At 58.5% G+C, this 17,476-nt stretch carries 19 protein-coding genes; 7 read left to right on the plus strand and 12 right to left on the minus strand.

All coding sequences use genetic code 11. The features are described from left to right. Positions 1-49: 49 nt before the first annotated feature. Positions 50-505, minus strand: coding sequence for a GNAT family N-acetyltransferase (locus MWL89_RS12830; protein WP_244386475.1), 456 nt, complete (start codon positions 503-505; stop codon positions 50-52). A gap of 95 nt (positions 506-600) precedes the next feature. Here MWL89_RS12830 and crcB point away from each other — a divergent pair, with 95 nt between their 5' ends. After that, positions 601-1,005 (plus strand): fluoride efflux transporter CrcB, encoded by a 405-nt coding sequence (crcB, locus tag MWL89_RS12835; RefSeq protein ID WP_244386477.1) that lies wholly within the window; start codon positions 601-603, stop codon positions 1,003-1,005. A 4-nt stretch (positions 1,006-1,009) separates the two neighbouring features. Next, entirely contained in the window at positions 1,010-1,930 is a 921-nt protein-coding gene (locus MWL89_RS12840) for a DUF368 domain-containing protein (RefSeq protein ID WP_244386479.1), read from the plus strand. Between the two features lie 155 nt (positions 1,931-2,085). Here the strand turns inward: MWL89_RS12840 and MWL89_RS12845 are convergent, their stop codons facing one another. The 4 genes from MWL89_RS12845 to MWL89_RS12860 all read right to left on the minus strand — a co-directional run bounded on the left by MWL89_RS12845 (position 2,086) and on the right by MWL89_RS12860 (position 3,946). After that, the gene (locus MWL89_RS12845) at positions 2,086-2,337 is read right to left on the minus strand and encodes a TfoX/Sxy family protein (protein ID WP_244386482.1); all 252 of its coding nucleotides are present in this window, start codon (positions 2,335-2,337) and stop codon (positions 2,086-2,088) included. A gap of 3 nt (positions 2,338-2,340) precedes the next feature. Continuing rightward, positions 2,341-2,853, minus strand: coding sequence for a flavodoxin family protein BilS (gene bilS / locus MWL89_RS12850; protein ID WP_244386484.1), 513 nt, complete (start codon positions 2,851-2,853; stop codon positions 2,341-2,343). Positions 2,854-2,930: 77 nt separating this feature from the next. Then, entirely contained in the window at positions 2,931-3,557 is a 627-nt protein-coding gene (locus tag MWL89_RS12855) for an IMPACT family protein (protein WP_244386486.1), read from the minus strand. 26 nt (positions 3,558-3,583) lie between these two features. Further along, the gene (locus tag MWL89_RS12860) at positions 3,584-3,946 is read right to left on the minus strand and encodes an arsenate reductase family protein (RefSeq protein ID WP_244386488.1); all 363 of its coding nucleotides are present in this window, start codon (positions 3,944-3,946) and stop codon (positions 3,584-3,586) included. A 237-nt stretch (positions 3,947-4,183) separates the two neighbouring features. Here MWL89_RS12860 and MWL89_RS12865 point away from each other — a divergent pair, with 237 nt between their 5' ends. Both MWL89_RS12865 and dtd read left to right on the plus strand, forming a co-directional pair. After that, the gene (locus MWL89_RS12865) at positions 4,184-4,963 is read left to right on the plus strand and encodes an EFR1 family ferrodoxin (RefSeq protein WP_102379742.1); all 780 of its coding nucleotides are present in this window, start codon (positions 4,184-4,186) and stop codon (positions 4,961-4,963) included. Positions 4,964-4,975: 12 nt separating this feature from the next. Beyond that, positions 4,976-5,422 carry a D-aminoacyl-tRNA deacylase gene (dtd, locus tag MWL89_RS12870; protein WP_244386495.1) on the plus strand — a complete coding sequence of 149 codons (447 nt, stop codon included), beginning with the start codon at positions 4,976-4,978 and terminating at the stop codon, positions 5,420-5,422. A gap of 306 nt (positions 5,423-5,728) precedes the next feature. Here dtd and MWL89_RS12875 read toward each other — a convergent pair whose 3' ends face one another. From MWL89_RS12875 to MWL89_RS12895, 5 genes are all read right to left on the minus strand, one after another. Next, positions 5,729-6,946, minus strand: coding sequence for an MFS transporter (locus MWL89_RS12875; RefSeq protein WP_102379744.1), 1,218 nt, complete (start codon positions 6,944-6,946; stop codon positions 5,729-5,731). Between the two features lie 13 nt (positions 6,947-6,959). Further along, positions 6,960-7,304, minus strand: coding sequence for a 4Fe-4S binding protein (locus tag MWL89_RS12880; RefSeq protein ID WP_244386498.1), 345 nt, complete (start codon positions 7,302-7,304; stop codon positions 6,960-6,962). Between the two features lie 3 nt (positions 7,305-7,307). After that, positions 7,308-9,563 carry a molybdopterin-dependent oxidoreductase gene (locus MWL89_RS12885; protein ID WP_244386501.1) on the minus strand — a complete coding sequence of 752 codons (2,256 nt, stop codon included), beginning with the start codon at positions 9,561-9,563 and terminating at the stop codon, positions 7,308-7,310. Between the two features lie 180 nt (positions 9,564-9,743). Further along, complete coding sequence (locus MWL89_RS12890; protein WP_244386503.1) at positions 9,744-10,964, minus strand: MFS transporter; 1,221 nt, start codon at positions 10,962-10,964, stop codon at positions 9,744-9,746. A gap of 147 nt (positions 10,965-11,111) precedes the next feature. Then, on the minus strand, positions 11,112-12,578 hold the full coding sequence (locus MWL89_RS12895; protein WP_244386505.1) for a helix-turn-helix transcriptional regulator: 1,467 nt from the start codon (positions 12,576-12,578) through the stop codon (positions 11,112-11,114). Positions 12,579-12,969: 391 nt separating this feature from the next. On the opposite strand from MWL89_RS12895, the gene MWL89_RS12900 reads away from it, so the two are divergent. The 3 genes from MWL89_RS12900 to MWL89_RS12910 are packed head-to-tail and all read left to right on the plus strand — an operon-like array spanning position 12,970 to position 14,946. Next, positions 12,970-13,353 carry a GntR family transcriptional regulator gene (locus MWL89_RS12900; protein WP_102379749.1) on the plus strand — a complete coding sequence of 128 codons (384 nt, stop codon included), beginning with the start codon at positions 12,970-12,972 and terminating at the stop codon, positions 13,351-13,353. Next, positions 13,346-14,236, plus strand: a complete 891-nt coding sequence (locus MWL89_RS12905) for an ABC transporter ATP-binding protein (protein WP_244386506.1) — start codon at positions 13,346-13,348, stop codon at positions 14,234-14,236. Before MWL89_RS12900 ends, MWL89_RS12905 begins: the two co-directional genes overlap by 8 nt. Continuing rightward, on the plus strand, positions 14,233-14,946 hold the full coding sequence (locus MWL89_RS12910) for an ABC-2 transporter permease (RefSeq protein ID WP_244386508.1): 714 nt from the start codon (positions 14,233-14,235) through the stop codon (positions 14,944-14,946). Before MWL89_RS12905 ends, MWL89_RS12910 begins: the two co-directional genes overlap by 4 nt. 488 nt (positions 14,947-15,434) lie before the next feature. On the opposite strand, the gene MWL89_RS12915 is transcribed toward MWL89_RS12910, so the two are convergent. Beyond that, positions 15,435-16,679: an MFS transporter gene (locus MWL89_RS12915; RefSeq protein WP_244386510.1), complete on the minus strand. Its 1,245-nt coding sequence runs from the start codon at positions 16,677-16,679 to the stop codon at positions 15,435-15,437. A gap of 51 nt (positions 16,680-16,730) precedes the next feature. Beyond that, positions 16,731-17,474: a 4Fe-4S dicluster domain-containing protein gene (locus tag MWL89_RS12920; protein WP_244386512.1), complete on the minus strand. Its 744-nt coding sequence runs from the start codon at positions 17,472-17,474 to the stop codon at positions 16,731-16,733. Positions 17,475-17,476: the final 2 nt, after the last annotated feature.

Genomic DNA, 17,476 nt, shown 5'->3' on the forward strand with positions numbered 1-17,476 from the left:
CGGCCCTGAACATCTCGCCGCGGAAAACGCAACCCGCGCCGCACAAGGCCTATTCGTCTTGCAGCTCCATATGCAACAGAGGAAACGGCCTTCCCTGCCCGTCGATTTCGGAGCGGCCGACCACCGCGAAGCCCATGTGCTCGTAGAATCCACGGGCACCGGGGTTTCCTTCGTTCACATCGAGCCTGCGAGCGCCAAGCGTTTTGGTCGCATAGTTGAGCAACCGCCTGCCCACCCCCGCGCCGAACAGCTCAGGGGATACGAACAGCATCTCGATCATGTCGCCTTCAACCCCGAGAAAGCCCACGGGCTTACCCGCATCGTCAAACGCGACCACCAGCGTGTCGACCGCCGATAGGGCTTGCCGTACCTGCGGGCGCAGCTCGTCAATGTCCGACTCCGCAAGGAACAGGTGCGTAGGGCGAATCGATGCCTCCCATACGGCGGCAACGGCGCGCACAAGCTCTTCAGTACGCTCGCCTTTTGCGACGGTTTCCATTTCCATTGTGTCCTCTTCCCTAAAACGGCACGCGGCCGTTCAACATGTCCTACAATACCTTTTGGTTCGATTATCGTACACTACACGAGAAAGCCCAGACCATGCTTTTCAGTTTCTTAGCCGTCGCCGCAGGAGGCGCCATCGGGGCGGCTGGCCGTTACGGTGTCGCCCTGGCGACACAGGCGCTCATCCCCTCGGAACATGCGCTCGCAGGATTTCCCGTGGCGACGATTTTCGTCAACATCGTCGGGTGCTTCGTGATCGGCTTTGCCTCGCATTTCTTCATGCAAGCCGATTTTCCCACGAGCGGCTCGTGGAAGCTCTTCTGCATAACCGGCATCCTCGGTGGTTTCACCACCTTCTCGACGTTCAGCCTCGAGAGCATCGACCTCCTTCAATCGGGAGCAACGGGCCTGGGTGCGCTCTATATCGGGCTGAGCCTCGCCCTCTGCCTCGTAGGCGTTTTTGCGGGACGCCTCCTAGCGCAGATCATCTGGAAGGCGTAACGCCGTGCGCAGAGCCAAAAACCTCGCGATCAATTTTATCCGGGGATTCTGCATGGCGCTGGCCGATAGCGTGCCAGGCGTTTCCGGCGGAACAATCGCGTTTCTGCTCGGATTCTACGATCGGTTCATCGGCTCGCTCGACGATCTGTTCCATGGAAAGAAAAACGATCGGCTCGAAGCGATCAGGTTTCTCGCCAAACTCGCCATCGGCTGGATCGTCGGTTTCGGCATGTCGGCCGCCGTGCTCACGAGCTTTTTCGATTCGCATATCTACGAGGTGAGCTCGCTGTTCATGGGCTTCATCGTGTTTGCCATACCCGTTGTTGCGCTCGAGGAAAAGCGATCGCTGCAAGGCCGCTGGGGCAACCTCGCCTTTACGGTTGCGGGCATTGCGCTCGTCGTCGCCGTCACGCTGCTCAATCCCGCATCGGGTGCAGGCGTGAACGTGGCCATCGAACACCTCGATTTCGGACTCGTCGCCTACGTGTTCTTCGCCGCCATGATAGCCATCTCGGCCATGGTGCTGCCGGGCATCTCGGGTTCGACGCTGCTGCTGATATTCGGGCTCTACGTGCCCATCATGGGCGCAGTGCGCAGCGTCATGGGATTCGACTTCGCCTACGCACCCATCCTGGGCGTGTTCGTTCTGGGCGTCGCATGCGGCGTTCTGCTGTTCGTGAGACTCATCCGATTCTGCCTGCGCCGCTACCGGTCGCAGACGATCTACTGCATCGTCGGCATGATGATCGGCTCGCTGTACTCGATCACGCAGGGGCCGCTCACGCTTGCCTCGCCGATGCCCGCCATGGGATTGGGTCAGTTCAGCGTCCTGTTCTTCCTTATCGGCGGCGCCGTTGTCGCAGGGCTGCAACTGCTCAAGAGAAAGCTCGACGACACCCCCGGCGAAAACCACAAGGATCGCTAACCCGCAACGCTTCCGATAGTCGGGAAAAGCGCTCGTATCCGGCGCTTCCGCTGATCGGAAACCCGATTCCGACGATCGCGCGGACTCGCGCATGCCGCGCGTTTTCGCCGACGGTTGCGTTGAGCCCCAAAACCCTCGGGGGTACGTGCCGAAAATTATTGTTCAGCGTCGAAGAACGCCTTGAGCTCGGCTTTCCGCTCGGGCGACAGGTTCTTTTTCGGAATGCCCTGCACCGCGCCCTCGAGGCCGTAGAGCATATGGAGGCATACGCCCGGATCGATGGTCTTCACCCGCAGCCACGCCTGCTCGGCACCGGCTTCGATCAATGCCTCCGCCGTATCGATGCCGACCTCGGTCAGCTGCTGTTCGGCATGGGCGCCGATGTTGGGAAGTTCGCTCAATTTCATGGCTCACCTCGCCTTTCCTACTGCTTCTTTGAGTTTGGACAGATCGGTCTCGTCGGGGTGGCTGCTCGCACGATCGAAGTTCTCGATGAGAAACCGCGCCTTCGCCTCTTCGTCGGAATCCGAGAGCATCGCCTCGTAGCGCGTGCGCACGCTCGACGGCATCTTGCCTTGGCACATGAATTCCCCGATGATGCGCGCACTCTTCGGCACATGTTCCCTCACTCGGGCAAGAATGCCATCGAAGTAATCCTGGCTTTCACCGAATCCAGCAGTGCCGAACAGGAACACCTCCTTGCCCGCAAGGCCGCCTAGAAACTCAGCGATCGCATCGGGGCAAGTACCGCGGTTGGTCCAGAACCCCACGTATACCCGTTTCGCCTCGACCACGTCATGCGGCGCGATCATCATAGTGGAGCCGAAGTTGACGCACTCCTCGGGGTCGAGCGCTTCGCGTACGGCTTGCGCGAGCTCCTGGGTGTTTCCCGTCGTACTCGCAAACGTAATAAGGTACTTCATGGCCATCTCCTATCGCCCTCATCATAGCAGCGCGCAAGGGGAAAGGCAGCACCCTCGACCGAACCGTCACGCGACGTTCAAAACGCCGCATCGAACGGCTCGGACACCGAAACGAAAGCCTGTCCGCGCGAAAGCTCTGAGAGCTTTTCTTCGAGGGGGGCCTGCGTCCCGTCGAGTATGCGAAAGACAAGCGCCACCTCATCGGAAAAATCACTGCGCTCGACCTTGGCCCCGCACGCATCCGCAATGCGGATCGCCTGTTCATAGAGAGAATACGGCACCGCAGTGCTCACATCGACGCACCTCGACACCACCACAAGTCGCGCAGCCTCGACAGCGGCCTGCGCAGATGCCGTATAGGCGCGTACGAGCCCGCCCGTCCCGAGAAGGGTGCCGCCGAAGTAGCGGGTGGTTACCACGACGACGTCGGTAAGCCCCGCATGCGCTACGACTTCGAGCGTCGGAAGCCCCGCGGTCTTCTGAGGCTCGCCATCGTCCGAGTAGCGCACGCGCCCGCCTTCGCGCAAAACGTAAGCATAGACGTTGTGGCGCGCCATGCGGTTGGCCGCCTTGATCGCTTCGACGAACGCCAGCGCTTCGTCCTCGGTTTCGGCGTGCGAGAGAGACGAGATGAAGCGGCTCTTCTTCTCGGTAACCTCGGCAACGGCCAGCCCGTCGACGGTTGTGTAGGATTGATCGGTCATGCTACCGGCGTACGGCTTTCGGCACCCTAGAGGAGCGCCCGTTCCCAATCGGCTTCGCGAAAGCCCGTCAGCACGAAATCGTCGCCTACGACGATCGGGCGCTTCACGAGCATGCCGTTCGTTGCCAAAAGCCCGTAGGCCTCATCATCGGGCATGCCCGCATCGAGCTTCTCTTTGATGTTCTGCTCGCGGTACAGCATACCGCTCGTATTGAAGAATCGCCTGAGGGGAAGCCCGCTTTTCGCATGCCAGGCTTTGAGCTCCACTGCCGTGGGATTGTTGATGACGATATCCCGCTCGGTGTATGCGATGCCGTGATCGTCGAGCCACTTCTTGGCCTTTTTGCTCGTCGAGCATTTCGGGTACCAGATGAATACGATATCTGCCATAGGATCTCCTTCCGTTTGAATCCATCATAGCAAAGTCGATCGGCGTTGCGCGGAAAACGAGCGCTGCCGCCGCAAACCGGCCGCCCGATTCGCGAAGCGCTCCTGCCGCCCGCCGCACCGACGCCGCCACAGCCGATCGCACCCGCCCTAACGCATTATCAACAAGTCGTTCGCAATCGAAGACCGAAACGGCGGCGATGCGTATACTGGATACCAGTAAACGACCAGGAGGGCACCATGATCTTCTACTTCACCGGCACGGGCAACTCGCTCGCTACGGCGCAGGTACTCGGCGACGAGACCAACGATACGATCGTCGACATCGGCAAGGCGTACAAGTACAAGCAGTTCGATTTCACGATGATCCAGGGGCAGAACCTCGGATTCGTATTTCCCGTCTACGCGTGGACGACGCCGCCGATCATCGACGCCTTTCTGAAAAAGGCGCGCTTCACCGGCCGCGACGGTAAGCCGTTCATGCCAGGATACTGTTATGTGGTGCTCTCTTGCGGAGCGTTCGTGGGCAACACGGCGCGGTTCTTCGCCGACGAGCTTCGACGCACCCAGGGCATCAACCTCGATGCCTCGTTCAGCGTGAAATCGGTCGGTAACTGCACTTATCTCTACGCACCCGCCGAGGGCAGGAAACGCGAGAAGCTCCTCGACGACGCCCTCGCGAAATCGTTTCGCGTCGCCGAAGACGTCAAGCAGCGCGCCGCCGTGCGCAAGGAAACCCGAAATCCGTTCGGCCTGATCATGTCCAAATTTACCGAAAGCGAAGAAAAACCCCGCTCAACGGCGGAGTTCTACACGCTCGAAACCTGCATCGGCTGCGGACGCTGTGCCGACAACTGCCCCACGAACACCATCACCATCATCGACGGAAGGCCGCGCTGGGCCGAGATGGGCTGCACGCAATGCCTCGGCTGCCTTCACCGCTGTCCGTTCCATTCGATTCAATACGGCAAGAAGACCGAAGCGCGCGGGCGCTACGTAAACCCCGTGCTGGCCGGCTGATCGGCGGGCAGCATGAGAGCGCTCGTTCAGCGGGTATCGGAAGCTCGAGTGGACGTCGACGGTAAAACGGTCGGCTCTATCGGGAAGGGTCTCGTGATCTTTCTCGGCGTCGGCCACGGCGATACCGAGGCGCAGGCGGAGAAGCTCTGGACGAAAACAGCCAAGCTTCGCATATTCGAAGACGACGAGGGCAAGACGAACCTTTCGCTTTCCGACGTGCGCGGCGAAGTGCTCGTTGTATCCCAGTTCACGCTGTTCGCCAACTGCAAGAAGGGAAACCGTCCTTCGTTCACCGAAGCGTGTGCGCCCGACGAGGCGAAGCGCCTCTACGAATACTTCGCCGATCTCGCCCGCGCAGATGTGCCGCACGTAGATACCGGCGTGTTCGCCGCCATGATGGACGTGAAGCTCGTCAACGAGGGGCCGTTTACGCTCTGGCTCGATACCGATTCGTTGTAGAACCCGCAGATCCGCCCGTCCCGCTATCGCCTTTTCTTTCGCTGCCGCGCTTCTTTCCGACCGCATTCTTGGCCGATACGCCGGGTCGCGGCGGAAACGCATAGCCGCACAGAGCACACGCGGTTGCACCGGGTTCGTTTTCCTGCCAGCAGCTCGGGCAAGTTTGCATGGTGAACTTCGGCCTGCATTTACCGCAACCGCAACATGGATAGCACACGACCTTCCTCCTTTAAGCGCGGGGGCGGGCCCCGAAGAAGCCCGCCCCCGAAACGATTCGATCCAACTGCGATAAGGTATTCGAATCCCTTACTTCTCGGCCATCTTCTTCCGGTAGATGCTGCGCCATGCAAACGAAATGCCGAGAGCCACAACCGATACGCCGCCCATGACCATAGCCGCCATCATGAACGATGAGGCGTCGAGCACCATGCCCACTACCGTGGGGATAACCAACGTACCCATGTTCTGGCCGAGCACGATAACGGCGTTCGCCGAACCCACGGTGTCTTTAGAGCGCGCCGTCATGGGAGCGACGGCAAAGAAAGCGGTGGGGGCGGCACCGAGCACGCAACCGATGAAGAACGCGATCACGTAGGTAGCTTCCAGGGGAAGGTCGATGCTGAACCACAGGAACAGGCCGATGGCAGCCAGCACGATATTGACGATCAGAACAAGGCCCTTATCCTTGGCCTTTGCGAACACGAAGCCCATGATGACCGCACCGACAAGCAGGCCGATCGAAGCGATGAACGAGCAGAGATTCGCCGCGCCGTAGTCGTAGCCGAGCGCAACGTTCAAATACGTGATGGTAAAGCTGTTGAACGCATCGGTCGCGCCACCCACGAGAAAGAACATGAGCGCAGCAAGAATGGGCAGCGGCGCCAGATACCCCCATAAAACCCCGTGCTTTTCATCGGACTCGACCGTCGACCCATCGTCGAGGAAAAGGTCTTGCCTGTCTTCGTCGGCGGGCATGCCCACGCAGATGGCAACCATGAGCAGAGCCAAAACCGCGCCGATGAGCGCAAAGACCCACATACCCGACCAATCGGATACGGCGAGGATCGGATTGGCGGCACCGGTGCAGATGAGCATGCCGACGCCTACGTTCGCACCCCACACACCGTAAGCCAGACCGCGTTTTGCAGGAGCGTACCAAGCCGAAATGATCACCGGCCCGCCCGTCATTACGGCACCGTAGCCAAAGCCCTCCATAACGCGGGAAACCAACAACCCCGCATCGCTTGTCCAAAACAGGCTCAGCACGTTACCGACGATCGAAACCACAAGAGCGATGCTCACGATCTTGCGGGCGCCAAAGCGATCGATGAGCGTTCCGCCAACCAGGCCCATGACGATAGCCGCAACGGAGAACGAGGTCATCAGCAGGCCCTGCATGGTATACGACAAGCCCAAAACCTCGATCATCGACGGCTGCGATGGCGGCACTTTGCCGTATTCGAAACTGATCAGGATACTGGCTACGATGATGGCCCATACGGGAATCCAAGCATGCTTCTTCATATAGACCGCTCCTCTACTTCGTCTCGGCTGGACGGAAAATGCTCTGCTTGGGCTTTTCGGCAAGCTTTGCAGCGAGCTCGTCTACGGGACCGTATTCGATGCACTTCGCCTGGCAGTGGTGCACGCACGTCGGAACCCTGCCTTTGCCAACGCGCTCAGCGCACAGATCGCACTGGTCGGTAGGGACGGGCAGATACGTGTACTGCCACGTTTTGGGAGCATACTCCCAAGGCCCCACCTCGACAAGTTTTATCCCCCATTGGTCAACGGGATACCCATGCTCCATCTGACAGGCGACCTCACAGGTATGGCACCCGGTGCACCACTCGTAATCAATAAGCAAACCGTATGCAGTCATAACCTACTCCTCCCCCTCATCGACACGATATATCTTGCACAGCAGCGTCTTGTAGTTAGCGCCAAAACCCGATTTGCCGCACTTGTATTCGATGAGGTTGCCGATGTCGAGATCGAACATGCCGTATAGGCCGTCCTCGAGTTCGCCGGGCGCCTCGGGAAGCCACCATGCATGGTCGGTGCTGCACACGCGCTCATCCATAACCGGCGTTTCAACGACGCGGCGCTTGCAGCGGCCGCGCTGGTTCTCAACCCAAACCCAATCCCCGTCTTTCACGCCGTACTTGGCGGCAGTCTTTGGATTGACCTGGATTATCGCATCGGGATGCAAAGCTCTCAGGTGCGGGATCTGCCGATGCTCCGAGTGGAACATGCTCCAAATGCGGGCACCCGTGGTAAGCACGAGCGGATACTCGTCGAGCAGCTCGGGAGTGGCGCCAGGGCCCGGCGACGGCTCCTCGAAATACGGCAGCGGATCGAGATCGGCATGGTTGTAGTAGTGCGACCACAGTTCGATGCGGCCGGTCGGCGTCTGGAAACCGGGTTGCCCGTCTTCACGCAGCGTGCCCTTCTCATGCATGTTGTATTCGAACGGGGGGAACCCAGGTGCGACTTCCTGCATCTCCTCGAAGTTGTATCCTGTTTCCGCAAGGATGCTCGTGTACATGTCTTCAACCGTATCCCACGGCCACACGTCGGGAGAGATACGTTTGCCGATCTCGAGATCGATTTCCATGTCGGATTTGCATTCGCCGAGAGGCTCGATAACCTGATTGATCGTTTCGCCGCGCTGCATGCCGTCGCCGATGCGCAGGCCGTTACGTTCGGGGAACGTGGTAGCGGGCAGGAAGATATCGGCGAGTGCCATTGCCGTCGGCGTCATGAACAGGTCGACGCAGACAATGAAATCGTAGTTGTTGTGGGCCGCGAGCGTGCGCTCCGGATCGGGGCTCGTGCATGCAAGGATGTTGGTGGTCTGCAGCCACGCAGCCCGAAGCTTGTAGGGCTTGCCCGTCTCGAGCGTCTTGATGAGCTCGTCGGTCGCGCACTCCTGGAACCCAAGGTTCAACAGCGGATACTCGGGCAGCCCAATGCGCTTGTTGTACTGCTCTTCGGTCAGGAATTCCGATCCCCAGCCAGCGGCGTAGTAGAGAATGCTCGGCGGATTGACCATAGCGCCCGGTTTGTCGATGTTGCCGGTGATCTCGAAGACGGCGAGCAGTGCCTGCGCGGTCGGAATCGTTTCCTTGGTTTGGTCGATGGCGACGCCCCACTGAAGGATCGCATTGTTCGCCTCGGCGATGAAGCGGGCGACTGCCGCAATATCCTCTTCGGGAATCCACGTGATCTCGGACGTTTTGCCGAGCGGAAACTCCGCTGCCCGCTCGGCAAGCTCATCGAATCCGTAGCACCATAAATCGACGAACTCGTGATCGTAGAGGTCTTCTTTGATGATGTAGTCGATCATACCCAAAGCAAGTGCGGCATCCGTGCCGGGCCTGATCTGCAAGAAGTGCTCCGATTTTGCTCCGAGCCAGGTCAGTCGCGGATCGATGGTAACGAGCTTCGATCCGCGCTTCATGCAATCGACGATCCAATGGCCGTACAGGCCGTCCGAGTTCGATACGAGGGGATTGTTGCCCCACACGACGATGCATTCGGGAAGTACCCAATTGGGATTATCGTAGCGATCAGGGAACTGCTGCGAGTAGTCTCCCAGCCAAAACGCACCGGTATTCGCGAAGCATCCCGCAACGCGCGGCGAGTAGCACGACTGCCCGCTCATTGCGAAAACGAAATTCGGACTCCCAAAACCCCAGCTCAACCGTGTAATATATTGACCGATATCGCGGCCCGTGCCCGAGTAGAATGCGATGCACTCAGGGCCGTACTTCTCTTTCAGATCGAGAAACGTCGTCGCAATGGTGTCGAGCGCCTCCTCCCAAGAGATACGCTCCCATCGATCTTTGCCACGATCCTCTTTGGCGCGCTTCATGGGATATAGAATGCGATCCTCGTGATAGACCACTTCGGGCAACGCCAGACAGCGGCAGCAGAGCCTTCCTTCGTTGAAGGGGTTTTCCGGATCGCCCTCCACCTTGACGAGACGGCCCTCGTCATCGGTGTACATGAGCAAGCCGCACCCCAAATGGCATCCGGGGCCCGACCATGCGCTCCCGCGCGTCACATGCAGACCGTCTTCATCGTACCTGAACGGTTTCTCATGCTCGACGAGGGCATATTCCCTTTTGTCTTCCATTTTTCCTCCTTTTGATCTCACGTCTTGCTGAACTCATGCCTTGCACTGGTTGTGGATTCTGCCGTACGTATCGGCTCTCGGTAATCGGCCGATCATCGTATTTCGTACTCTGAATTAAGGTTGAACGCCTACGAAACAACCGGTATGACCAACGGTATGATGCGGCTCAAACAGGTGCGATCAGGCTGTTTCCGCCTGCTCCTCGCGTTTGCGAAAACGTGCCCTAAAAACGAATGCGGCAACGAGCGCAACGCAGGACAGGCCGCCCATGACCATCGCAGCAGCCGAGTAGCTTGCATTGTCGAGCACCGATCCGACGAGTGTGGGCACGGCAAGCGTTCCCAGATTCTGACCGAGCACCACAAGCGCCACGGCAGCACCAACCGTCGTAGACGAGCGAGCGACGAACGGCGGTATGGCGAAAAAGAGCGTCGGCGCAGCTCCCAGCACGCATCCTGCCAGAAACGCCACAAAGAACATGACCGGCATCGAAGCGTCGAGATTGAACCAGGCGAACTGCACGACAATGCAAAGAACGATGTTGACGATGAGCACCATACCCTTATCGCGAACGCGCGCAAAGATAATACCGACGATGATGGAGCCGACCAGCATACCAAACGATGCGATCATCGAAGCCATGTTCGCATCTTCGTACGTGTGGCCCAAATCGATGTTCAGATAGGTGATGGTGAAACTGTTGAACGCATCGGTTGCGCCACCCACGAGGAAGAACATGAACGCCGTCAACATGGCGAGCGGCGCCATATAGCCCCAGAGCACACCGTGCTTCTTACCTTCGCGCTCCGCCTCGATCTCATCGAGATCACGCCGTTGCGACATGTCGGGCATACGGACGCATATGACGACGAGCGCGGCTGCCAGCACGGTTGATATCAGCGAGAACACCCACATGCCCGTCCAATCGGTGGTCGAGAGAATGGGGTTGGCAACGCCAAGCGAAATCAGCATGCCGATGCCCACGTTCGCTCCCCAAACGCCCGATACGATTCCTCGCTTTGCCGGTTCGTACCACGCAGCGATGATCACGGGACCCGCCGTCATGGTTACCCCGTAGCCGGCTCCCTCCAATACGCGCGATGCAAGCAATCCTGCATCATTGGTCATGAACATGCCGATCACCGTTCCGACAACGGATACGACAAGCGCCACGCTCACCACCTTTCGCGCCCCGAAACGATCGATCAGAACTCCCCCAAACAGCGCCATGACAAGCGCCGACGCAGAGAATGCCGTCATCAGAAGCCCCTGCATGGTGTACGAGAGGCCCAATGACTCGATCATCGATGGCTGTGATGGCGGAACCTTCCCATATTGAGTTGCAATCAAAATGCTGGCGATGATGATCGCCCATACGGGAATCCAAGCTTTGCGACGCATAGTGCTCCCCCTTTCCGCAACAATACATGCAGCGCAAGTATTGAGCACGCGGCACACGCGGCACATCGAACCGCCGTCGCCATTTTGGCGCCAAAACGCGGTATTACATAGGGTATGAGAAATGGTTTTCGCAGATCGATCTCATTGTCACAGCTCGATCTCCACCATGTCGATAAGCTCTTGCTGGGAGTGGATATCGAGCTTTTTGTATATGTGGTAGATGTGGGTCTTGACGGTATGAACCGATATATAGAGCTCGTCTGAAATGTGTTTGTAATTACGGCCGCGCGCCAGCATGATGAATATGCGCTCTTCCTGCTTGGTAAGCTTATGGCTTTGCGCCACGCTCATGCAACGCTCCTTCCACGTATCGCGGAACTCCGTCGTCTTGGCAACACCGCCGCCTTCGGTCTCCCCGATGCTGTCCATCACCAGATTGAGGATGAGCAGTATGACGAGAACGATCGAAACGATGCCGAACCCCGTTTCATAGCCGCCCTCCCCTAAAAGCGAAAACAAGAGGTACCCGATACCCCATCCCACAAAAATACCTGCGAAGTTGATGGTCGACGCCGCACTGAGGTAACCGAAAAGCTTCAAACCGCGATCGCGCACCTCATCGGCCAAATCTCCCCATCCGATGGCGTCGAAGCACGTGAATCCGAACACCGCAACCGAGAGAAACACGACCTTCATCACGGGCGAGAGATAGGGGAACGGAAGCAGGGCAACCGCGATGAGCGGCAACAGCAAGCGGCGTATGCGCTCCGCTTCGAAATTCGCCTTGAACACGAACGAGCAGACGGCGGCGAACACGGAGGACACAAGGATGGACACGGCGATGACGATAATCAGATCGTGCACCGATGCCAGATAAAGCACCACATGCGACACGATCCCGAAGGATATGGTGTAGATAAGGGTCAGCGGTGCGAAATGCCTGAGCTCGGCGATGCGCGATCCGAGCGATTCCTTCCTGCGCTCGACCGCCGCACGCGTACCTTTGTCGACCGGCTGCGCACCGGCCATATATCGGTCGGCCACAAGCGTGCAGATGCACGAAACGACCGGCAGCACCATAACCAGGAGAACGCCCACAATCGCAGACAGCAGCAGCGAGAGCACGTAGAACATCGCCGCCAGAAGAAAACTCAGCGCGATGCAACGCGACAGCTTCGCGCGTTTAAGCCATACGAAGAAGGCTCCCGTCTTAAGAAAGATCAGCGACGATACGAACGTGGATACAATCCATGGAACCAGCGCTTGGGCAAACGTGACATCGACGCCCAAACGACTCAGGAAAGCGGGAATGCAACCGATCGGCGAAAGCACTGCAAGAAGCACCGTGCCTCCCGTCCCGCGGAAGAACGACTCCATCCGATCGGGGGCAAGCGCCGTTACGAACATGCACAGCGCCGAAGACCCTGCCGCTATGACCAGCAAAGCCAGATAAGCGGTGATTCCATCGGATCCGAACGGGTTGATGACCGTCGAGGAATACGTCGAGAATATCCATCCCCAGTACGCCGCCAGCGAAAGTACGCCCGCTATGAGCGTCGCCCCGCTTCGGCTGAGCAGCATCTGCTGTTGATCGTTGTTTGCGGCAACGGCCATGATTCCCCCTTATGCTGTTGTAAGACATTGTCGCGCTCGAAAACGGGCAACCCCCTGCCAACTTCCGCCAACCGCCGCTCGTCGCAAAGCGCTCAAGGTGCCCCGCCCGCGACAGAGCTCCCGGCACCGAGTACGCCCATTAGAAACAAATCGCGCGATTTTGTCAAATACCGCAAATCACCGAATTCACCGGGTTCGGCTCTTTTCCAAAAACATCTTGACGGGTGTGTATACTGTGTCTATAGTGTGCATATAGGGTATATACACTATACCCGACGATAGGCGCGAGGAACGTGCTCGATCCTATCCGGCCGGACGCGGGACGCTGCAACCGGCCACCGAGGCACTCGGGACGCCGGGCGCCTCACGAACCGGTAACCGAGGAGCACTATTGGACATCATCATTTCAAATTCAAGTAGCAAGCCCATCTACGAGCAGATCACCTCTCAGATGAAAGACCTCATCCTGAGCGGGCAGCTCGCCGAGGGCCAGCAACTTCCCTCCATTCGCGCGCTTGCAGGCGATCTGCGCATCAGCGTTATCACCACCAAACGCGCCTACGCCGACCTCGAGGCTCAAGGGTTCATCGAGACGGTGCAGGGCAAAGGCAGCTTCGTCGCCGGCGGCAACCTCGAGCTTCTCCGCGAGGAACGCCTCCGCCGAGTCGAAGACCTCCTTTCCCAGGCGATCGACGAAGCGCACAGCGCCGATATCGATCCGAACGACCTCATCGACATGCTCGCACTCCTGATAGAAAGCAACGACCATGAATAACCTGCTTGACATACGAAACCTGTCGAAGCACTACGATGGCTTCGACCTGCAGAATATCGACTTGCACGTACCCGCCGGAAGCATCGTCGGGTTCGTCGGTTCCAACGGCGCCGGCAAAACGACCACCATCAAGGCCGTCCTCGGCCTCATCGCGCCCGATTCCGGCTCGATCGAAGTGTTCGGGCAGCGTATCGATGCGCACATGTCCTCTTCGCAGACCGTCTCCATCAAACAGCGCATGGGCGTCGTCTTCGACACCTGCTCGTTTCCCGAGGAAATGAACGTCAAAAACGTCGGCAAGCTCATGAGCTACTGCTACGCCGCCTGGGATAGCACCCTGTTCGAACGGTATCTCGACATGTTCGAGCTGCCTCGAGACAAAACCGTCAAGGACCTCTCCCGCGGCATGGGCATGAAGCTCTCGCTTGCTTGCGCGCTTGCGCATAAACCCGAACTGCTCATCCTCGACGAAGCGACCGCGGGCCTCGATCCCCTCGCCCGAGACGAAGCGCTCGACGTGCTGCGCGACTTCATGCGCAACGAACGGCACGGGATCCTCATGTCGAGCCACATCACCTCCGACCTCGAGAAGATCGCCGACTACATCGTCTGCATCGACGGGGGGCGCATCGTCTTCTCCGTTGAGAAAGACGCCATCACCGATACCGCCGGCGTTGCCCACTGCCGCGCCGCCGAGTTCGAGTCCCTTGCGGAAAGCGGGTTCTTCGCGCCCGGCGATATGCGCTACCTGCGTCACACCTACGGTATTTCCGTACTCGTACCCGACCGCTTCGCCTTCGCCGAGAACTTCAAGGACATCGCACTCGATAAGGCGAGCATCGACACCTACATGGGATTGATGCTGAAAGGAGAGACCCGATGAAGGCAATGATTCTCTCGGATCTTCTGACCGTTAAGAAGTACATGAAGCAACAGGCGCTCCTGTATACGGTTATCGTGATTGCCCTGTCGATCTTCATGGGAAACATCTACATGATCGTACCGTTTCTCGGTGTCATGATGCCGTTCTCCCTTGCGTTCACGTTGCTCGCCTACGACGAGCGCAACAACTGGGAGCAGTTCCGCCTCGTCTTGCCGCTCTCTCGCAGAAACGTCATCGCAGGCAGGTATGCGAGTTTGGCGATCGTGCTGCTTTTCAGCATTGTGCTGGGGCTTGCAGCGTGCCTGATCGTTGTCGCGGCATCGAGTTTCATACCCAACATCCCGGAGCTGTTCGGCCTATCGGCGAGCTTTAGCGCCCAGGAGATGCTGCTGAGCGCCATCGCGCCCGTCGGTATGATCTGCGTCATGCTGTCCATCACGCTGCCCCTCATCGCCCGCTTCGGAATGACGAAAGCCGTTCGCTACGTGCCGGTGTTCTTCCTCGTCGTCATATTGCTCGGAGTCGGTTCGGGAGAGGTGTTCAAACTTGACTTCGGTTCGTTCATGCCGTTTCTCAACACCGTCGGATCGATGATGGAAACCGTTGCCGGGACGTTTGCGATCGCAGGCATTATCATCGCAGTCAGCGCCGTGATCTACCTGGCCTCGTGCATGCTCTCGGTGAAGCTCTACGCGAAGCGCGAGTTCTAAGGGCGGCCGACGCGAGCGGCTCGAAAGCACAGGCACGAATCACCGCTGCATAGCACGCGGTCCGACCCGTCAAACCCAACGGATCGGACCGCTTCCCATCGATTCGTCATATCCTCGATCGTACTGCAAGCGCCAGCGCAAATCGATCGCGCTAATGCAGCAGCGAAAAAACCCGAGGCGCTACGGTTTCGGGGCCGCAGGCGGCTTCGGTGCCCCAGGAGCACTTGGCGCCTGATGGATGCCTGGTGCCGCAGGGGCGCAAGCGCCCGGTGCCTTCATCTTAGGCGTCCCGTCGGGGTTGATGTACGGGGAAAAATCACACTTGCAAAAAGGGCATTCCATCAGCACGACTCCCCCCAACAGGGGAATGGCCTTTCCGCATTCGGGGCATTTGTTCGCCTCCGATGCCGAAGCATTTGACGGTCTGAAACACACTGGATGATCCTCTCTCTCGATTCTACACTGCCGGCAGCTTTTACCGAATCCCGCTACGCTTCGCTGGCGTTTCGCTTCTTCACTTTGACGAAAAGCATGACGAAGCCGCCTATGGCAGCCAGAACCGCAAGCGGCATGGCACTGGCTGCGAAGTTACCGGCCGCATCGACGATGTAGCCAACGACCAGCGGGCCAAGCGTCATGCCAAGGTTCTGGCCAAAGGTGACGATAGCGAGAATGATGGCTGCGTACGCCGCCGAAGGAATGGCATCCGGCCCGATCGTATAGAGCGAAACGGGAACGAAGGTGCAGATGAATCCCATAAAGATGAGCAGGAACGCCGCGGACTCGACGGTCGGCATACTGAACGCTACGAAGTAGCAAACGGCAAGAACGAACATCGTGATCGCCGTAACGTACTTGCGATTGGGAATCTTCACCTTGTTCAGGATCACACCGATAATGAGGGCTGCGGGAAGTCCAACGAGCGAGTTCCAGCTTACCGCGAAGTTTGCGGTAGCCTGATCGGCACCGACAACCTCGACAAGATAGGTCGGCATATAGGTGGAGATGCCGTAGTAGCCGATGTTGAAACCGATGAACACGAGGGGTAGAATCCAGATCGCCGGCGTCCTCAGAAGCTTCCTGTAGTCGACCTTTTCTTTCACGCCCGGCTGCTCGACATCTTCGTCGAAGTCGATCTCCTTGTCTTTGCCGGGTATCAGGAACAGGGCGGCAAGAACCGCCAAAACGCTCAGGATATTGACGAACCACCAGATGCCCTGCCAGCCGAAGCTGTTATCGAGCGGAACGGCGACGTTCATCATCATGAACACCGAAACGGTAAACAGCGCCGTCACGCAGGAATTCGGCACGCCTCGCTTTTCCGAAGGGAAAAACGAGGTTACCACCGCGAAGGAGACGACATTGCACAAACCAAGGGCGACGCCCTCGAGAGCCCTGCTGACCAGCATCAACTCGAAACCGCCAGCGAACGTCCCGATCAGCGAACCGACGAGCTGGAACCCGGCAGCGATGACCGTCGTCCACTTCACGCCGATCTTCATGATTATGCCGCCGGCGGGCAATGCCAAGATCAAGCCGAAGAGGCTCATGATGGACATGAGCCACCCCGATTCCGATAGCGTCAGCCCCAAAGCCTGGTTGAGTTCGAGCATGATGGGCGGAATCTTGTACTGGGCCGCACTGTTGACGAAGTAAATTGCAACGCCACCGAGGAGAGCAAGCCAGGCCACCCTCGGGTTGTACGCGCTTATGCTCTTCTTTGCTGCTTCCACGTGTTCCCCTTTCAAACGTTGAAAACTGATATGTTTGGCTGCACTCAGCCGTTACCCCAAATCATTTCTTGTTGCCCGCATAAGGTCGCCCGCAGAGTCATGCCTCATCGTGAGCCCGTTCCGAAGAACGATGCCTTCCGGTATCTCCGTGACGTCGGTCGCCTCGTCAAAGAGTTTCGGCAGATCGCCGCGATCAGCATTGAGTCTGATAACCTTTTCGGCATCGAACGGAATCAGCTCCTTGCGCTCGGCTAGCCCTTTGAAGACCATAGCCGGCCTGAGAACGTCTGTATCGGGCATACCCTCAAGCGAGCGCACATCGCCGTACTTCTCAATGAGCTCGCTCAAAGGACCGAAATCGAAAGCGCGCATCGGACAGGCAAGTGCGCACTGCGGCTGGTCACCCCTGATGAGCTTGTCGACGCACATCGTGCATTTGCTCATCTTCTCGCACTCGTCGTCGGAGGCGAACTTTGGAGCACCGAACGGGCAGGCCTTCGCGCATTCGCGGCATCCGACGCATTTCTCGTCATCGACAAGAACGGCGCCGAACCGGTCTTCCTTGAAAACCGCATTCTCGGGGCACGCGGGAACGCACGCAGGGTTCTCGCAGTGCCCGCATGAAAACGCAAGGGTATGGATCCTCGTCAGAGGAAAGGCTCCCGACTCCCATTCGTAAACGGTCATCCACTTCTCGGGACCGGGCGCGAGGCCGTTCCAGTCTTTGCACGCCGTCGCGCACGCTTGGCAGCCGTAGCAGCGGCTCTGGTCGAAGAAAAATCCGTATTGGGTCATTG

Origin of the sequence: Raoultibacter timonensis (assembly GCF_022845715.1) — a bacterium.
GTDB classification, from domain to species: domain Bacteria; phylum Actinomycetota; class Coriobacteriia; order Coriobacteriales; family Eggerthellaceae; genus Raoultibacter; species Raoultibacter timonensis.